The organism is Paractinoplanes rhizophilus (assembly GCF_042664765.1).
In the GTDB taxonomy this organism is placed as follows: Bacteria; Actinomycetota; Actinomycetes; order Mycobacteriales; family Micromonosporaceae; genus Actinoplanes; species Actinoplanes rhizophilus.
This window is the reverse complement of record NZ_JBHTBJ010000015.1, coordinates 30,934-48,058: the sequence shown is the minus strand read 5'-3', so window position 1 is coordinate 48,058 and position 17,125 is coordinate 30,934. Positions and strand designations below refer to the sequence as shown.

Genomic DNA, 17,125 nt, shown 5'->3' with positions numbered 1-17,125 from the left:
GTTCATGAGCTTGAACGAAACCGATCTGCGCGCCGCGATCGCGCGGGAGATGCCCGGAGTCCGCGCCGACCTGGAACGGCTGGTCCGGATCCCCGGGATCGCCTTCGAGGGCTTCGACCACACCCAGGTCGACCGGTCCGCCGAGGCCGTGGCCGAGCTGCTGCGCGGCTGCGGCCTCGAGGTGCAGGTCGTCCGGCACGGCGGCCAGCCCGCCGTGATCGGCCGTAAGGCGGCCCCGCCCGGCGCGCCGACCGTGCTGCTCTACGCCCACCACGACGTGCAGCCGGTCGGCGACCTCTCGCTCTGGGCGAGCGACCCGTTCGAGCCGGTCGAGCGCGACGGCCGGCTCTACGGCCGCGGCGCCGCCGACGACAAGGCCGGCGTGATGGCCCACGTCGCCGCCCTGCGCGCCTTCGGCGACCAGCTGCCGGTCGGCGTGGTCGTCTTCGTCGAGGGCGAGGAGGAGTACGGCTCCGACTCGCTCGACGAGATCATCGCCGCGCACCGCGACGAGCTGCGCTCCGACGTCATCGTGATCGCCGACTCCGGCAACTGGGACATCGGCAAGCCCGCACTGACCACCTCGCTGCGCGGCCTGGTCAACCTGTTCGCCGAGGTCAAGGTGCTCAAGAGCGCGGTGCACAGCGGCATGTTCGGCGGTCCGCTCCCGGACGCGCTGATGGTCCTCTCCCGGCTGCTGACCAGCCTGCACGACGACAACGGCGAGGTGGCCGTCGACGGCCTGGTCGGCCGCGAGGGCGCCGGCGTCGACTACCCCGAGGACAGGTACCGGCACGAGGGCGGCGTGCTCGACAGCGTCAAGCTGATCGGCCACGGCACGATCACCGACCGCATCTGGACCAAGCCGGCCATCTCGGTGCTCGGCATCGACGCGCCGCGCACGTTCGAGGCGGCGAACGCGCTCCAGCCCACCGCCAAGGCCAAGATCAGCGTACGGCTGGCGCCCGGCGACGATCCCAAGTCGGCGTACGCGGCGGTCCGCGCCCACCTGGAGAAGTACGTGCCGTGGGGCGCCCAGGTCGAGGTCACACTGGAGAGCGACGGCTCGCCGTGCGTGATCGACGCGACCGGCCCGGCCTACGACGCGGCCCGCGCCGCCTTCACCTCGGCCTGGGACGGCGCCGCGCCGATCGACATGGGGGTCGGCGGGTCCATCCCGTTCATCGCCACCTTCCAGGAGCTGTTCCCGCAGGCATCGATTCTGGTCACTGGCGTGGAAGATCCTTATTCCGGGGCGCACGGCCCCGACGAGAGCCTGCACCTGGGCGAGTTCGAGCGGTGCTGCGTCGCCGAGGCGCTGCTTCTCAAGAACGTCGCGGAGGCGCTCACGACCTAAGGAGGCGGGTCGCCGATGGCCGACCTGACGTGCGACGTGCTGGTGGTGGGCGCCGGCCCGACCGGGCTGATGCTCGCCAACTGGCTGGTCAAGCTCGGGGTCGACGTGATCGTGGTGGACGGCAAGGACGGCCCGACCCGGGAGTCCCGGGCGCTGGTCGTCCAGGCCCGCAGCCTCGAGATCTACGACCAGCTGGGCCTCGGCGACCTGGTCCTGGCCGCGGCGGAGCGGGCGGACGCTCTCGCGCCCGGCTATCTCGACCGTGCGTTCGGCCGGATTCCGATCGGTCCGCTGGGCCGGGGCGTGACGCCGTACCCGTACCTGATGGTCCTCGAACAGAGCCGGAATGAGGAGATCCTCTACGAGAGCCTCCAGAAGCTCGGCGTCGACGTGCGCTGGGAGACGGCGGTCACCGCCGTCACCCAGACCGATGACGGCGTCGAGGCCAAGGTCGGCAACGACACCGTCCGCGCCCGCTTCTGCGTCGGCTGCGACGGGTCCGGCTCGGCCATCCGCAAGCACCGCCGGATCCCGTTCGAGGGCACGACCAACCCGCACCGCTTCTACGTGCTCGACGGGCTCGGGGCGGCCGGGCTGGTCGAGGGCGCGGTCAACGTCCGCCCCGGTGGCGCCGACTTCATGCTGGCCTTCCCGATGAAGGGCCGCGGCTCGTGGCGCCTGATCGGCCTGGTCCGCGACGAGGACGGGGACGGCGAGCTGGCCGAGGAGGACGTCGTCCCGCGGCTGCGCAAGTTCGCCGTCACCTACCACGAGTCTCGCTGGTTCGCGACATATCGGGTGCACCACCGCATCGCCGCCGCGTTCCGGGACGGGCCGTTCTTCCTGGCCGGCGATGCCGCGCACGTGCATTCGCCGGTCGGTGCGCAGGGCATGAACACGGGCCTGCAGGACGCCCACAACCTGGCGTTCAAGCTTGCCGACGTGCTCCAGGGCCGGCGCCGCGACACCTGGCTCGACCGCTACGAGGCCGAGCGCCGCCCGGTGGCGAAGCGCCTGGTGGCCACGACCGACCGCATCTTCGCCGGTGTCACCGCGCAGACCGCGTGGGCGCGCCTGGCCCGCCGGATGGTCGTCCCGCTGGTGGCGCCGATCGCGATCCGGGCCCTGCCGAACACCCGTGGCGGCTCCCGCCTCTTCCAATACATCTCCCAGATCCGCATCCACTACTGGATGACGCCCGGCTCATCGGGCGGCCGCCGGGATCCGGTGGTCGGCCGGCGTCTGCCGTGGGCCGGCGACAATTTCGCCGCGTTGCGCTCGCTGCATTGGCAAATTCACGCGTACGGCGGGGTGCAGGCGGCCGACGTGCCCGACCTGGGCGTGCCCGTCCACGTCTTCCCGCCGGCCCCCGCGACCCCGCTCCGCCCGGGGCGGCTCTATCTGGTCCGGCCCGACGGTTTCGTGGCCGCCGAGGCCGATCCGGCCGACGCGGTGCGCGTTTTCCCGCCGCTGATGACGGGGTGAATCGGGCCGCTGCCCGGTGCGGCGGGGTCGCCGATCCTGTTAGGATCTCGAACATGCGTTCGAATGATGTGCCTGCCTCGGTAACCCTCCTGGTGCGGCCGATGCCCGTCGGGCCGCGCAACGCCATCGATCGGCTTCGCTCCCATGATCGGCTGGAGTCCATCGTCCGCATGCGCGCCGCGGTGCGGGCGCTCGACGACGTGGACGTCTCCGGCTGGGACGATTCCGCCCTCACCGAACACCTCGAGGAGATCTCCCAGACCCTCTGCGAGCTCGACGCGCAGGTCGCCCGCGTCGCCGACGCCGTCCGTGCCCGCGGCTTCCGCATCGCCGAGCCGCTCGCCGCCTGATGTCCCCCGCTCTACGACCCGGGGGTCGGGTCGCAGGAGCTTCTTCACCGCAAAAATGTCAGAGGTGGCTGCCAGGATAGGTCCGTGCGGTTCCTTGACCTGGCGGCCACCTCGGCCGCCGTGAGTGCCACCTCCGGGCGCAAGGCCAAGATCGAGCTCCTGGCCGATGCCCTCCGCCGGCTCGACCCCGACGAGATCGCGGCCGGCTCGGCGTTCCTCGCCGGTGAGCTGCGCCAGCGGCAGACCGGCGTGGGCTACGCCAGCTTGCGCGACCGCCCGCCGCCCGCGGCCGAGCCCACCCTCTCCGTCGGCGGGGTCGACGCCGCGATCGCCGAGATCTCGGTCGTGTCCGGCGCCGGTTCGCAGGCCCGCCGGCGCGACCTGCTGGCCGCGCTGTTCGGCGCGGCCACCGCCGACGAGCAGCGCCTGCTGATCGGCCTGTTCGGCGGCGAGCTGCGCCAGGGCGCCCAGGCCGGCCTGCTCGCCGACGCCATCGCCAAGGCCGCCGGGGTGCCGCTCACCGCCGTCCGGCGCGCCCTGCTGCTGTCGGGCGACCTCAAGCAGGTCGCCGTCGCCGCGCTCACCGGCGGCGCCGCCGCGCTCGCCGCGATCCACCTGCGGGTCGGCACCCCGCTCACCCCGATGCTCGCCCAGAGCGCCCCCGATGTCGGTGCCGCCCTGCTGGCCACGGGGGCGCCCGCCACGGTCGACGTGAAGCTCGACGGCATCCGCATCCAGGTGCACCGGTCGGGCGACGAGGTCGCCGTCTTCACCCGCAGCCTCGACGACATCACCGCCCGCATGCCCGAGGTGGTCGCTGCCGTCCGCAAGCTGCCGATCCGCGAGGCCGTCCTGGACGGCGAGGCCATGACACTCGACGCGGCCGGCCGCCCCCGCCCGTTCCAGGAGACGTCGAGCCGCGCCGCCACCCGAGGCGCCCGCAAATCCGCCGCCGCCACTACGCCTCCCTCCGCGCCGGCCCTGGTTCCCTATTTCTTCGACCTTCTCCACCTCGACGGCGTCGACCTGCTGGACGAGCCCGGCCGGGTGCGCTGGACCGCCCTCGCCGACGCCCTGCCCGCCGAGCTGAACGTCGGCCGCTCGACCGCCACCACCGAAGAGGAGGCGGCCGCCGCCTTCGCCGCCGCGATCGCGGCCGGCCAGGAGGGCGTCGTGGTCAAGGCCATCGACGCTCCCTACGACGTCGGCCGCCGCGGTTCGGCCTGGGTCAAGGTCAAACCCCGGCACACCCTCGACCTGGTCGTTCTCGCCGTCGAGTGGGGTCACGGCCGCCGCAAGGGCTGGCTGTCCAATCTCCACTTGGGCGCGCTCGACCCGGCCACCGGGGGCTACGTGATGCTCGGCAAGACCTTCAAAGGCCTCACTGACGAGCTGCTCCGCTGGCAGACGGCTCGCTTCCAGGAGCTGGCGGTCAGCGACAACGGCTGGGTGGTCGAGGTGCGCCCCGAGCAGGTCGTCGAGATCGCCTTCGACGGCGTCCAGAGTTCGCCGCGCTATCCCGGCGGCGTGGCGCTCCGCTTCGCGCGGGTCCTCCGCTACCGCGACGACAAGCCGGCGTCCGAGGCCGACACGATTGAGACGGTCCGCACGATCGGCGGCTATCCCACGCCGTGACCCCAGGGCCGCCAGGTGGGACGTGGTCGACCTGCCGACCGAAAGGCGGCCGGTGTGCGCGGTGGTTGACGCGCCGACTACAGGGCGGCCAGCGTCCGGACGTAGTTGACCTGCTGGTTGATGGCGGTCACCGCGGCCTGGTCGGTGACCGGGATCCGGGCGACGTACTGCCGGGTGCCGTTGGTCACCGTGACCTGCACGGTGCCCTGCATCACCGTCTCCTTCACCAGCAGGAACAGCAGGCTGAAGATGGTCAGCACGCAGAAGCCGACGATCGCCAGCACGATCGCCCACTTCGGGATGCGCTGCTGGGCGAACCAGTAGTCGTTGACCTGCCACTGCGACCCGGCCAGCGGGATGTCGCCGGTCGGCGTGAACACCGTGGTGGAGGTGACCGAGATCTCGGCGATCTGCAGAATCACCGGGCCGGGATCCTGCGGCACCGGCCCGGGCGCCGGCAACAGCGAACGCGGCGGCACGGGACCGGCCGGCGGCGGTGTATAGGGCTCCGGCGCCACGGGTCCGCCCGACGGCGGCGTATAGGGCTCCGGCGGCCCGAACGGCTGGGTCGGGTCGGGCTGCTGCGTCGATCCGAACGGCTGGGTCGGATCGGACGGCTGGGTCGGCCTGAGCGGCTGCGTCGGGTCGGGCACCCCCGAGTTGCCCCACGGGTCGCTCGGCGAGGAGGTCATGCCGGAACCCTAGTCGGACCCGCCCGCGGTCGCGAGCCGCTGTCGCTCAGGTGGGGTCGCCGCCGGCAGCCTGGCGGGCGGCCTCCTGCCGGCGATCCGCCTCCCGTTTGCGGTCGGCCTCTTCCACGCGGTCGACGGGAGCGCGCAGCGATTCCATGCGCGCGGCCTCGCGGCGGCGATCGGCCTCAGCCACCCGGTCCCTCAGCTTCACCCGCGGCTTCGCGGGAGCGCCGGCCGAGCCCGACCCCGAGCCGGACCGCGACCCAGAGCCCGACCCCGAACGGATCTGGGCCTCCTTGCGCGCCTGCCAGCCGAACGCGATCAACGCCATCCCCGCGAACAGCCACCATTGCACGGCGTACCCGCCGTTCTGCCAGGCGTCCTCGTGGTCGATCGGGATGCGGGTGAAGGCCGGATCGTTCGCCGGCGTCTGCTCGGTGAGCAGCACGTATGCGCCGTACACGGGGTAGCGCATCTCGCCCGCCAGGCGGGTGACCGAAACGCGGCGGGTGTCCAGGCGGCCGTTGCGGTGCTCGATCGCCGTGGGTCGGCTTTCCGACAGGTGCACCTGTCCCACGACCGTGACGTCGCCGCTCGGGGCGGCCGGCACCGCCGGCGCAGCCCCCGCGCCGCCCGGGGGCGCCGGCACCCAGCCGCGGTCGACCAGGACCGCCGTGCCGTCCGGCAGCACCAGCGGCGTGATGATCTCGAAGCCGACGTCGCCGTCGACCGTGCGGCCGCGCGCCTGGATCTCGTGGGTGACGTCGTACCGGCCGCCGACCGTGACCTTTGTCCAGGCCAGGCCCTTGCCGGGCGAAGCGCCCGCCGTCCCGGCCGCGGTCGGGGTGGTCAGCACCGAGGTCAGCGGCACCGCCTGCACCGAATCAGCCGCGTCGATGCGGTCGTTGATGGCGCTGCGCTCCTCGTACCGGCGCAGCTGCCAGTTGCCGAGCATGACCATGATCACGGCGGCGACCACGGCCAGCGCGGCCGCGCCAAGCCAGCGCGGCGTCAGCAGGAACCGGTACACGCTCTGAGGCTACCCGGCCACCGGGCGGCGACCGCTCAGGCCGGGTACTGTGCCTGACCGGCGGCCCTGTTCACGTGCGCGGTCGCCTGGGGGTAGCAATTTGGAGCGTGGGGGGAACACGATGAGCGCTCAGCCTCGTCTGGTCGTGAGCGCGCCGTCCTCGGGGCACGGCAAGACCGCGATCGCCGTGGGGCTGCTCGCGGCCTGCGTGGCGCGCGGGATCCCGGCCGCCGGCTTCAAGGTCGGACCGGATCACACCGACGCCGCGTACCTCGGCCTGGCCGCCGGTCGTCCCGGCCGCAACCTCGACCCTCGCCTGGTCGGCGCGCAGCGCATCGCGCCGCTCTTCCAGCACGGCGCCTCGGGCACGCAGCTCGCGGTCATCGAGGGCGCGATGGGCCTGTTCGACTCGCTGACCGGTCAGCCCGAGATCGACGGGACGGCCGCGGTCGCCGCGAGCTTGCGCGCGCCGGTCGTGCTGGTGGTCGACGTGGCCGCGATGGGCCACTCGATCGCCGCGCTGGTGCACGGCTTCCGCATGTTCGACGAGATGGTCCACCTGGGCGGGGTCATCCTCAACCGGGTCGCCTCGCCGCGCCACGAGCAGATGCTGCGCACCGCGCTCGACGACATCGGCATGCCGGTGCTGGGCGCGCTGCACCGCGGCGACCTGCCGAACGTGCTGCCCGCCCGGTCACACGGCCCGGTGCCGGTGGCGCATCGCACGGTCGAGGCGATCCGCGCGGTGCGCCGGCTGGGCGAGGCGGTGCTGGCCGGCCTCGACATCGACCGCCTGATGGGTCTGGCCAACTCCGCGCCGGGCCTTCCCGGCCCGATCTGGACCCCCGGGGACGCGGTGGGCGGGGAGGTCTTCGACCAACGTCCGATTGTCGCGCTGGCCGGTGGTCCGGGTGCTCCTTACACGTACGTCGAGACGGCCGAGCTGCTCACGGCCGCCGGCGCCGACGTGGCGGTGATCGATCCGCTGCGCGACGAGTCGCTGCCGGCGGGCACGCGCGCGCTGGTCGTGGGGGCCGGCCTGCCCGAGGGGTACGCCGAGGAGCTCTCCGCGAACCGGCGGCTGTGCAACGCGGTCGCCAAGTTCGCCCACGACGGCTGGCCGGTCGTCGCGGAGGGCGTGGCCCTGCCGTGGCTGGGCCGCGACTTCGACGGCCGGCCGATGTGTGCCGTGCTCGACGCGTCGGCGGTGACCGGCGACCAGACCGTGGCCGGCTACCGCGAGGCGACCGCCCCCACGACGTCCCCGCTCGCGCCGGCCGGCGCCCGGATCACCGGGTACAAGCAGCACCGCGCGATCATCACACCGCGCGCGGGCGCGGTCCCGGCCTGGACCTGGTCGGGCGGCAACCCCGAGGGCTTCGTCTGGCGGCAGGTGCACGCCTCCCACCTGGGCCTGCATTGGGCGGCCGCGCCCGAGATCGCCAAGCGCGTGGTCGCCGCCGCCATCGTCGGCCCGCCCGGCCCGCAGCAGAACCCGCAGCCACACAGCCCCCAGCCGCACGCCGCTCAGGCGCACGGTTCCCAGGCTCACACCCAACCCCTTATGCCGCCGATGTCCGCCCCGCAGGATCCGGAGGAGCCGCCGACCGTGTCGATGCCGGCCGCGGCGCTGGCGACATCGTCGGCGATGCCCCACGACCAGCCGTCCTCGCCCGCCGTCGGCCACGAATACCCACCCCAGGCGATGGCTCACGACTACGCCGGGCAGTCGTCGCAGGATTACCCCGTGCCGTACGCGCAGCCGGCCTCACCCGCCTCTCCGCACGGGCCCTACCAGCCGCAGTCGGGCATGCCGCATGGTCAGCCTCGCCCGCCCGCGCCCGGCTCCGGCGCGGTGCCCGGCGGCCCGGACCCGGCATCCGGCCCGATCCCCGCGTCGGGCATCGCGGGCGCCGCCGACCTCTCCGACACCGCGGACATCACCGCGTCCTGACCTCGGCCGTCATCGATCGCCGGGGCTCGCCGGGCAAGACGGGGTGGCCTTCGTCGCCGGCCGTGGAAGATCGACGATCGGAAAACCGTCCTGCCGTGAAAACGGCCTTCGTTGAACGCGAAAGTGTCGTACCCCACCCGTAACGTGGGTTCAACACCGACGACCCGAAGGAGGACGACCGTGGCCGATCGTGTGCCGCTGGATTTCGACCCGCCGGTTCGTAAACTGCGAGCGCTTCTGCTGGGCGTCGACGACACCGAGCTGACCAACCCGACCCCCTGTCCGGACTGGACTGTCGCCGCCCTGCTCGATCACTTGATGGTCCTCGCCCAGGCGTTCGCCCAGGCCGCCCGCAAACGCACCGACGCGCCCGGCACCGCCGAGCCGCCTTCGCCGCCGTCGGCCCAGCACCTCTCCCGCCATTGGCGCGGCCGCCTGCCCGTCCTCCTCGAAGAGCTGGCCACCGCGTGGAAGGATCCGGCGTCCTGGACGGGCACGTCCCGGGCCGGCGGCGTGACCATGCCCGCCGCCACCCTCGGCATCGTCGCCATGAACGAGTTGATCATGCACAGCTGGGACCTGGCTCGCGCCACCGGCCAGGAGTATTTCGCCGACCCGCGCACCCTCGAGGTGCTGATCGAGTTCCTGGCTCAGGCCCCGCCCGCGGGCGCCCCCGGCGTGTTCGAGCCGCCGGTCCCCACCGACGACGAGCCCACCCTGCTCGACCAGGCCCTGGCCCTGGCCGGCCGCGACCCGGCCTGGCGCCCGCCCCGCCGCAGCCGGCAGCCCCAGGCCCCGGCCGCCTAGCGCTCCGGCGGTCCGTCGCCCACGGCGGCAGGGCGCGCGGCGAGGGGATGGCCGCGCAGGTGAGAGGGGCCGCGTTCGGTCAGTTGTCGTCGCTGTTCCGGCCGTTGTCGCGGTCGTCGTTCTTGCTGGTGGCGTCCTCGTCGTCGCTCGTGGAGCCGTGCCGGGCGATCTTCTTGGAGGGCGGGTGGAACTTCAGCTTGGGCTGGCCCTTGAGGGCGTCGCGCAGCGTCTGGGCGAGGGTGTACTTCGAGATGGTCGAGCGGCCCGAGCCGACGTAGTCGTTGGGATCGTCGGGGTCGGCGACGAAGGCGGCGGCGGCCAGCTGGGGCGTGAAGCCGCAGAACCAGGCCGTTCGATTGTTGTCGGTGGTGCCGCTCTTGCCGGCCACCGGGCGGTGCATCGTGGCGTAGACCATCGGCGACGTCGACCAGCCGCCGCAGCCGCCCCGGGCGGAGCCGTAACCCGTCACGCAGCGGGCGGCGTCGGTTGCCGCCCGGGCCACGTCGGCGGTGACCACGCGGTGGCAGCGCGGCGCGGCGACCAGTTTGCCGTGGAACTTCGCGTTCGTGCCGTCGCGGTTCTGGATCCGCAGCACCGGCAGTGGCTCGCAATAGTTGCCCTCGGCCGCCAGCGTGGCGAAGACGTTCGCCATCTCCACCGGCGTCGCGTCGCTGACCCCCAGCGTGAAGGCGCCCCAGCCGGCGGCGTGCGCGGGGCTGGCCAGCTCCCGGTCGACGCCGGTGCGCCAGGCCAGCCCGAGCCGCTCGGCCATCGCCACCGCCTTGTCCGCGCCGACCTTCTCCTCCAGCTGCACGAAGTACGTGTTCACCGACTTGCCGAACCCGCTCCACATGGTCTGCGTGCCGCTCATCGACTTGCTCGAGTTCTTCGGACACCAGTGCCGGCCGCAGGTCGCCGGGCCGGGCGCGGTGATGTACTTCGACACGTAGCGGTCGGGTGCGTAGATCGACGTGCTCAGCGGCATGCCCGCGTCGAGGGCGGCGAGCAGCGTGAAGATCTTGAAGGTGGATCCGGCCTGATAACCGGCCATGGTGCCGCCGCCGAGCAGCGGGTTCACCGTGTTCGGGTAATCCTTGCCGCGCGGGTTCGGCCGCAGCGAGTACGTCCGGTTGACCGCCATGCTCAGGACCCGCCCGGTGTTCGGCTCGATGACGACCTGGCCGTGGGCGTAGCGGCTGCGGCGCTTCTCCTTGGCGAGCACGTGCTTCATCGCGTACCCCTGAATCTTGGGGTCGATCGAGGTGACGATGCGGTAACCGCCGCGGCGCAGGTTCTCCTCGCGCTCCTGGGGAGTGGCGCCGAACGCCGGCTGCTCCCGCCACCACGCCTTCACGTAATCGCAGAAGAATCCCCAGTCGTTGAGCTTGTCGGGGATCGAACCGCAGTCGTTGGGCGGCGTCGTGAGGTGGAGCTGGATCTTGGCTCGCTTCGCGGTGGACGCTTGGCCCGGGGTGATCACGCCCATCTTGAGCATCTGGTCGATGACGTAGTTGCGCCGGTTCGTCGCGGCCCGCTGGTCACCGGCCGCCGGGTCGTACGCGGACGGCGCCTTGACCAGGCCGGCCAGCAGCGCCGCCTCGTTGAGGCCGAGATCCTTCGGGGTTTTCGAGAAGAACACCTGCGCGGCCGCGAAGATCCCGTAGGCGCGGTGCCCGAAGTACGCCGAGTTCAGGTACCGCTCGAGGATCTCCTGCTTCGACAGCCGCTTCTCCAGCTCGATCGCGAGCCGCATCTCCCGCAGCTTGCGCTGGGTGGTCTGCTCGGTCGCCTCGAGCGCCTCCTTCGGCGACTTGGCGCTGTCTCGCAGGGCCATCCGCACGTACTGCATGGTCAGCGTCGACGCGCCCTGCGAGACGCCGCCGGCCTGCCGGTTGGCCACGAAGGCCCGGGCCACACCCTTGGCGTCGACGCCGTGGTGCTCGTAGAAGCGGGCGTCCTCGGAGGCGACGATCGCCTCGGTGATGTACGGCGACATCTCCGCGATCTTCACGGGCTTGCGGTGTTCCTCGTAGAACATCGTCAGCACCGTCTTGCCGTCCCGCGCGTACAGGTAGCTGGTCTGCGCGGTCGGCACCTCGATCAGCTCGTCGGGCAGGCCGGCGAGTGCGTCGGTGCCGGCCTTCACGCCGAGACCGGCGAGGGCGGCGAGCGGGTAGGCGAGGCCGGCGATCACGAGCCCCGCGATCAGGCCGGCGCGGACGAGGGGAGCGATCTTTCCGGCTGCCACCCCTCGAAGCTATGACAAAAACGTTCATGTACTGACGAAACGGCCGAACTGAGACGGGGAATACCGTCGGGCATGCTGGTGGCATGACGATCGACCTGGGGCATCACGGCGATGCCGAGGTGGATGCGGGCCTGATCGACCTGGCGGTCAACGTGCGGCACGAGCCGATGCCGGAGTGGCTGGCCGGCCCGATCCGCGACTCGCTGACCCGGCTGAGGGCGTACCCGAATGATCTTGAAGCAAAGGCGGCCGTGGCCCGCAGGCATCGCCGGACCCCCGATGAGGTTCTGCTGACCGCCGGCGCGGCCCAGGCGTTCGTCCTTATCGCCCGGTCTTTCCCGAAGGCCAGGCCGGTGGTGGTTCATCCGCAGTTCACCGAGCCCGAGGCGGCGCTGCGTAACGCCGGGCACGAGGTCGAACGGGTGATCCTGCGCGCGGAGGACGGCTTCCGGCTCGACCCGCGCCTGGTCCCCGAGGACGCCGACCTGGTCTTCGTCGGCAACCCCACCAACCCGACCTCGGTGCTGCACCCGGCCGCCGAGATCGCCGAGCTGGCCCGGCCGGGGCGGGTGCTGGTGGTCGACGAGGCGTTCGCCGACACCACGTTCCGTGACGGCGTGGCCGGGGAACCCGAATCGCTGACCGGCCGCCGGGACATCGACGGGCTGATCGTGCTGCGCAGCCTCACCAAGACCTGGGGGCTGGCCGGCCTGCGCATCGGCTATCTGCTGGCGTCGGCCGGCCTGGTCGAGCGCCTCGCCGCCGCGCAACCGCTCTGGCCCGTCTCGACGCCCGCGCTGGCTGCCGCGATCGCCTGCGCGTCACCCACCGCGATCGCCGCGGAGCGAGAGCTGGCGGCGCGCGTCACGGCCGAGCGAAATCACCTGCTTCGCCGCCTCGCGCACGTGCCGAAGCTCACGGTCGCCGGCACACCGGCGAGCGCGTTTGTCTCCGTACGCCTGCCGTCCGCCGACAAAATCAGGCTTGAGCTGCGGGAACGCGGCTACGCGGTCCGTCGTGGCGACACTTTTCCGGGCCTGGGCCCCGATTGGCTGCGGATCGCCGTGCGCGACACTGCGATCACCGATGCTTTCGTGTCCACCCTGACCGACGTGATCGAGGAGCGCCCGTGACCCTGGAGACGACCGTGGCGGCCATCCACGCCGCCGATGAGCCGGCCATGGCCGTCGCCCGTGAGCTGCAGTCCCGGCTCACCAAGCCGGCCGGCTCGCTCGGCGACCTCGAGCCGCTCTCGGTGCGCCTGTCCGGGCTGGCCGGCGTCTGCCCGCCGCCGCTGCCCGAGCCGGCCGCGGTCGCGGTCTTCGCCGGCGATCACGGCGTGCACGCCCAGGGAGTGAGCCCGTGGCCGCAGGAGGTCACCGCCCAGATGGTGGCGAACTTCCTGGCCGGGGGAGCGGTGGTGAACGCGTTCGCCCGCCAGGTCGGCGCGTCGGTCACGGTGATCGACGTGGGCGTGGCGACGCCGATGTCCGGCGATTTCGTCGCGGCCAACGTCCGCCGCGGCACCCGGGACATGACCGTCGAGCCGGCGCTGACCCGCGACGAGGCCCGCGCGGCCGTGGAGACCGGCATCCGGATCGCCGAACAGCTGATCTCGGGCGGGGCAAGGTGCCTGCTCACCGGCGACATGGGGATCGCCAACACCACCCCGGCGGCGGCCTTGATCGCCGCGTTCACCGGGGCCCGCTCGGCTGCGGTGACCGGCCGCGGCACTGGCATCGACGACGCGACTCATGCCCACAAGACCGAGATAGTGGCGGCGGCGCTGGCGCTGCACCGCCCCGACCCGGCCGACCCGCTCGGCGTTCTCGCCACGGTCGGCGGCCTCGAGCACGCGGCCCTGGCCGGCTTCATCCTGGGCGCGGCCGCGCACCGGGTGCCGGTGATCGTCGACGGGGTGATCGCCGCGTCCGGCGCGCTGGCCGCCGCCGCGTTCGCGCCCGACACGGTCGCCGCCATGGTCGCCGGGCACCGGTCGGCCGAGCCGGGCGCCTCCGTCGCGCTCGCCCACCTCGGCCTCACCCCATTGCTCGACCTCGGCATGCGGCTCGGCGAGGGCAGCGGCGCGGTGCTCGCGCTGCCGGTCGTCGCCGCCGCCGTCCGGGTGCTGCACGAGGTCGCCACGTTCGACTCGGCGGGAGTGTCGGAGAAATGAGCCTCTATCCGTTGGCGCTGAAGCTGACCGGCCGGCGGGTGCTGGTGGTCGGCGGGGGCGCGGTGGCGACCCGGCGGGTGCCGGCCCTGATCGCGGCGGGCGCGCGGATCGACATCGTGGCGCCCGAGCTCACCCCCGCGCTGCGCGGGCACGTGGACGCCGGGCGGGTCACCTGGCAGGCGCGGCGGTTCGAGCCGGCCGACGTCCAGGGGGCCTGGCTGGTGCAGGTCGCGATCGACGATCCGGCCGCGGCGGCCGAGGTCAGCGCGGCCGCCGAAGAGCACAACACCTTTTGCGTACGGGCGGACGACCGCGACGCCGCCACGGCGTGGACTCCCGCGGTCACCCGGCACGGCCAGGTCACCGTCGCGGTCACCGACGGGGGCGGGCGGCGGCGGGCGATGGCCGTACGCGATCTGGTCGCCCACGCCCTGCAGAGTGAGCTGCCCACCCTGCCCGAGTACAAGGGGGTTGCCCTGGTCGGCGCCGGGCCCGGCGACCCGGAGCTGATCACGGTGAAGGGACGCCGCCTGCTCGCGGCGGCCGACGTGGTGGTGGCCGACCGGCTCGTCCCCGGCCTGCTGCTGGGCGATCTGCGGCCGGATGCCGAGTTCGTGGACGCCGCCAAGATCCCGTACGGCCCGGCGAAGGCGCAGGAGGAGATCAACCGGATCCTGGTCGAGCGGGCCCTCGCCGGAAAGTTCGTGGTCCGGCTCAAGGGCGGCGACCCGTACGTCTTCGGCCGTGGCGGCGAGGAGGCCCTGGCCTGCGCCGCCGCCGGCGTCCCGGTGCTGGTCGTGCCCGGCGTGACCAGCTCGATCGCGGCGCCCGCGCTGGCCGGCATTCCGGTCACCCACCGTGGCGTCGCCCACGAGTTCACCGTGGTCTCCGGACACGTGCCGCCGGACAGCGAGCAGTCGCTGGTCGACTGGGCGGCCCTCGGACGCCTGCGCGGCACGATCGTGGTGATGATGGGACTGCGGAACCTGCCGGCCATCGCGGCCCGGCTGATCGAGGAGGGCCGCCCGGCCGCGACCCCGGTCGCCGTCGTGCAGGAGGGCTCGACCGCGCACCAGCGGTCGCTGCGCAGCACCCTGGCGGCGGTGGCGGAGGACGTCGCTGCGGCCGGCCTCCGCCCGCCCGCCACCGTGGTGATCGGGGACGTCGTCGGGGTGCTATGACTCCTTGGCGTTGGAGGCGTCGGACGCAGCCGCCAGTTCGTCCAGGAACGTGCGCGCCCACTGGGCCACGTCGTGGGTGCGCAGGTGCCGCTGCATCACGCGCATCCGCCGCTTGAGCTCGCTGGGCTCGGCGCCCGCTGCGCGCAGCAACGCGTCCTTGACGCCGTCGGGATCGTGCGGGTTGCAGAGGAACGACTGGCGCAGCTCGGTGGCCGCGCCGGCGAACTCGCTGAGCACCAGCGCGCCGCCGCTGTCGCCGCGGCAGGCGACATATTCCTTGGCCACCAGGTTCATGCCGTCGCGCAGCGGGGTCACCATCATGACGTCGGCAGCCACGTACATCGCCGCCAGCTCCTGCTTGCTGTAGGACTGGTGCAGGTAGTGCACCGCCGGGGTGCCGACCCGGCCGAACTCGCCGTTGATCCGGCCGACCTCGCGCTCGACCTTGACCCGCAGCGCCTGGTAGTGCTCGACCCGCTCGCGGCTCGGGGTCGCCACCTGCACCATCACCGCGTCGCCGACCTTGAGCTTGCCGTCGGCCAGCAGCTCGCGGAACGCCTTGAGGCGCAGCTCGATGCCCTTGGTGTAGTCGAGCCGGTCGACGCCGAGGATGATCGTCTGGGGGTCGCCCAGCTCGGCGCGGATCTGCTTGGCGCGGGCCTGCACCTGCGGGTCGGCCGCCATCCGCTCCATCTCGCGGGTGTCGATGCTGATCGGGAACGCGCCGGCCTTGACCTTGCGGCCGTCCACCTGGATCGACTGGCCTTCGTACCGCAGGCCGAGCAGGTGCCGGGCCAGGCGGACGAAGTTTTGCGCCGCCAGCCGCTGCTGGAAGCCGACCAGGTCGGCGCCGAGCAGGCCGCGCAGCACCTCGGCCCGGAACGGCATCTGCATGAACAGCTCGATCGGCGGAAACGGGATGTGCAGGAAGAACCCGATCTTGAGGTCGGGCCGCAGCTCGCGCAGCATGGCCGGGACCAGTTGTAGCTGGTAGTCCTGCACCCACACGGTGGCGCCCTCGTCGGCCACCTCGGCGGCGGCCCGGGCGAAGCGCTGGTTGACTATCCGGTACGCCTCGCGCCAGCGGCGCTTGTACACCGGCGTCTCGACGGCGTCGTGATAGAGCGGCCAGATGGTCGCGTTGGACTGGCCCTCGTAATAGCGCTCGAGCTCCTCGGCGCTCAGCGGCACCGGGTGGATGTGGACCCCCTCGAGCTCGAAGGGCTCCGGCGCCGCGCCGGTGCCACCGGCCCAGCCGATCCAGGTGCCGCCGTGCTCGGTGAGCACCGGATGCAGGGCGGTGACCAGGCCACCCGGACTCGTGCGCCATTGGCGCTCCCCGTCCGGGGTAGTGATCTCATCGACGGGCAGACGGTTGGCGACAACGACGAAGGAACTTCGTTCGGCCACGCTGAGTGCACCTCCGGGTCGTTTCTGTTCCCTCCCCGAGCCTACTTTGCGTAGCTGCGCGGGGCTTGCCCAGTCTGAAGCAGCCTCGATGGACCGGGGTGGCTGCCGGGTGCCATCCTGGGCCCGTGACACCGTCCGACGATCTTTCCCCGCCGCGGCGCCCGATCTTCTTCCCTGTGGTGATTGCCACGGTGTTCTTGACGATCATCGGGATGACCGGGGGATTCGTGCTGGGCGAGCGGCACCGCAATCAGGTCGCCGCGCCGGACGACGGCACCGGCTCGACGCCGGAGCCGGCCGAGACGTCCTGGGTCGAGCCCGCGAAGGACTGCCCGGCCGAGGCGATCGACTTCGCGGCGCGGGAGAAGCTCCCGACCGACCTGAAACAGATCTTCAAGGTCGTCACGGTGAACGGCACGACCGTCTGGATCTGCCGGGACGGGGCCGGTTCGCTGTATTACCAGTCCAAGACCGGGGGCGTGGACGCCCCGCTGGTCCAGGGGAAGAACGGTCTGTTCCTGGACCGGGTCGTGCGGGACGGCGACAACGCGTACGAGGCGACCGCCTCCAACGGCAACACGTTCCTGATCAACACGCGCCGCCTCGAGGTGCGTTTCGCCGACGGCCGGACGCCTCAGATCAATACGGTCGAAACGGTCGAGTGAGGGAATCCTTCCGCCGCCGACGGGGTTGTCTTAGGTGCGCGGGAGCCGACCTGGAAAGATGCGTTCGGCAACTCATCCCGGCAACTCATTCGGCTTCCATCCAACCGCCCCGCCCGCCACCCATGAGCGGACTAA

General features: G+C 72.4%; 14 protein-coding genes. 10 read left to right on the top strand and 4 right to left on the bottom strand.

The features are described from left to right. Positions 1 to 4 precede the first annotated feature (4 nt). From ACFQS1_RS21075 to ACFQS1_RS21060, 4 genes are all read left to right on the top strand, one after another. A complete protein-coding gene (locus tag ACFQS1_RS21075; RefSeq protein WP_378970894.1) occupies positions 5 to 1,357 on the top strand; it encodes a dipeptidase in 1,353 nt (450 codons plus the stop codon). 15 nt (positions 1,358 to 1,372) lie between these two features. Next, the gene (locus ACFQS1_RS21070) at positions 1,373 to 2,842 is read left to right on the top strand and encodes an FAD-dependent monooxygenase (RefSeq protein ID WP_378970892.1); all 1,470 of its coding nucleotides are present in this window, start codon (positions 1,373 to 1,375) and stop codon (positions 2,840 to 2,842) included. A 53-nt stretch (positions 2,843 to 2,895) separates the two neighbouring features. Further along, a complete protein-coding gene (locus ACFQS1_RS21065; RefSeq protein WP_378970889.1) occupies positions 2,896 to 3,192 on the top strand; it encodes a hypothetical protein in 297 nt (98 codons plus the stop codon). 84 nt (positions 3,193 to 3,276) lie between these two features. Then, positions 3,277 to 4,827, top strand: a complete 1,551-nt coding sequence (locus tag ACFQS1_RS21060) for an ATP-dependent DNA ligase (protein ID WP_378970887.1) — start codon at positions 3,277 to 3,279, stop codon at positions 4,825 to 4,827. A 77-nt stretch (positions 4,828 to 4,904) separates the two neighbouring features. On the opposite strand, the gene ACFQS1_RS21055 is transcribed toward ACFQS1_RS21060, so the two are convergent. Both ACFQS1_RS21055 and ACFQS1_RS21050 read right to left on the bottom strand, forming a co-directional pair. Then, entirely contained in the window at positions 4,905 to 5,519 is a 615-nt protein-coding gene (locus ACFQS1_RS21055; protein WP_378970885.1) for a hypothetical protein, read from the bottom strand. Positions 5,520 to 5,565: 46 nt separating this feature from the next. Further along, entirely contained in the window at positions 5,566 to 6,549 is a 984-nt protein-coding gene (locus ACFQS1_RS21050) for an SURF1 family cytochrome oxidase biogenesis protein (RefSeq protein WP_378970883.1), read from the bottom strand. 121 nt (positions 6,550 to 6,670) lie between these two features. Between ACFQS1_RS21050 and ACFQS1_RS21045 the strand changes: the two genes are divergently transcribed. Further along, positions 6,671 to 8,503 (top strand): cobyrinate a,c-diamide synthase, encoded by a 1,833-nt coding sequence (locus ACFQS1_RS21045; protein WP_378970880.1) that lies wholly within the window; start codon positions 6,671 to 6,673, stop codon positions 8,501 to 8,503. Positions 8,504 to 8,683: 180 nt separating this feature from the next. Next, on the top strand, positions 8,684 to 9,310 hold the full coding sequence (locus tag ACFQS1_RS21040) for a TIGR03086 family metal-binding protein (RefSeq protein ID WP_378970878.1): 627 nt from the start codon (positions 8,684 to 8,686) through the stop codon (positions 9,308 to 9,310). 79 nt (positions 9,311 to 9,389) lie between these two features. On the opposite strand, the gene ACFQS1_RS21035 is transcribed toward ACFQS1_RS21040, so the two are convergent. Continuing rightward, the gene (locus ACFQS1_RS21035) at positions 9,390 to 11,558 is read right to left on the bottom strand and encodes a transglycosylase domain-containing protein (RefSeq protein ID WP_378970876.1); all 2,169 of its coding nucleotides are present in this window, start codon (positions 11,556 to 11,558) and stop codon (positions 9,390 to 9,392) included. An 83-nt stretch (positions 11,559 to 11,641) separates the two neighbouring features. Between ACFQS1_RS21035 and cobC the strand changes: the two genes are divergently transcribed. The 3 genes from cobC to cobA are packed head-to-tail and all read left to right on the top strand — an operon-like array spanning position 11,642 to position 14,915. Then, complete coding sequence (gene cobC, locus ACFQS1_RS21030) at positions 11,642 to 12,691, top strand: Rv2231c family pyridoxal phosphate-dependent protein CobC (protein WP_378970874.1); 1,050 nt, start codon at positions 11,642 to 11,644, stop codon at positions 12,689 to 12,691. Between the two features lie 47 nt (positions 12,692 to 12,738). After that, positions 12,739 to 13,734, top strand: coding sequence for a nicotinate-nucleotide--dimethylbenzimidazole phosphoribosyltransferase (gene cobT, locus ACFQS1_RS21025; protein WP_378971153.1), 996 nt, complete (start codon positions 12,739 to 12,741; stop codon positions 13,732 to 13,734). Beyond that, positions 13,731 to 14,915, top strand: coding sequence for a uroporphyrinogen-III C-methyltransferase (gene cobA / locus ACFQS1_RS21020; protein ID WP_378970872.1), 1,185 nt, complete (start codon positions 13,731 to 13,733; stop codon positions 14,913 to 14,915). Before cobT ends, cobA begins: the two co-directional genes overlap by 4 nt. Here cobA and ACFQS1_RS21015 read toward each other — a convergent pair. Then, positions 14,910 to 16,325 carry an alpha,alpha-trehalose-phosphate synthase (UDP-forming) gene (locus ACFQS1_RS21015; protein ID WP_378970870.1) on the bottom strand — a complete coding sequence of 472 codons (1,416 nt, stop codon included), beginning with the start codon at positions 16,323 to 16,325 and terminating at the stop codon, positions 14,910 to 14,912. The two genes, cobA and ACFQS1_RS21015, sit on opposite strands and share 6 nt — an antisense overlap. A gap of 212 nt (positions 16,326 to 16,537) precedes the next feature. On the opposite strand from ACFQS1_RS21015, the gene ACFQS1_RS21010 reads away from it, so the two are divergent. Continuing rightward, positions 16,538 to 16,990, top strand: coding sequence for a hypothetical protein (locus ACFQS1_RS21010; RefSeq protein ID WP_378970868.1), 453 nt, complete (start codon positions 16,538 to 16,540; stop codon positions 16,988 to 16,990). Positions 16,991 to 17,125: the final 135 nt, after the last annotated feature.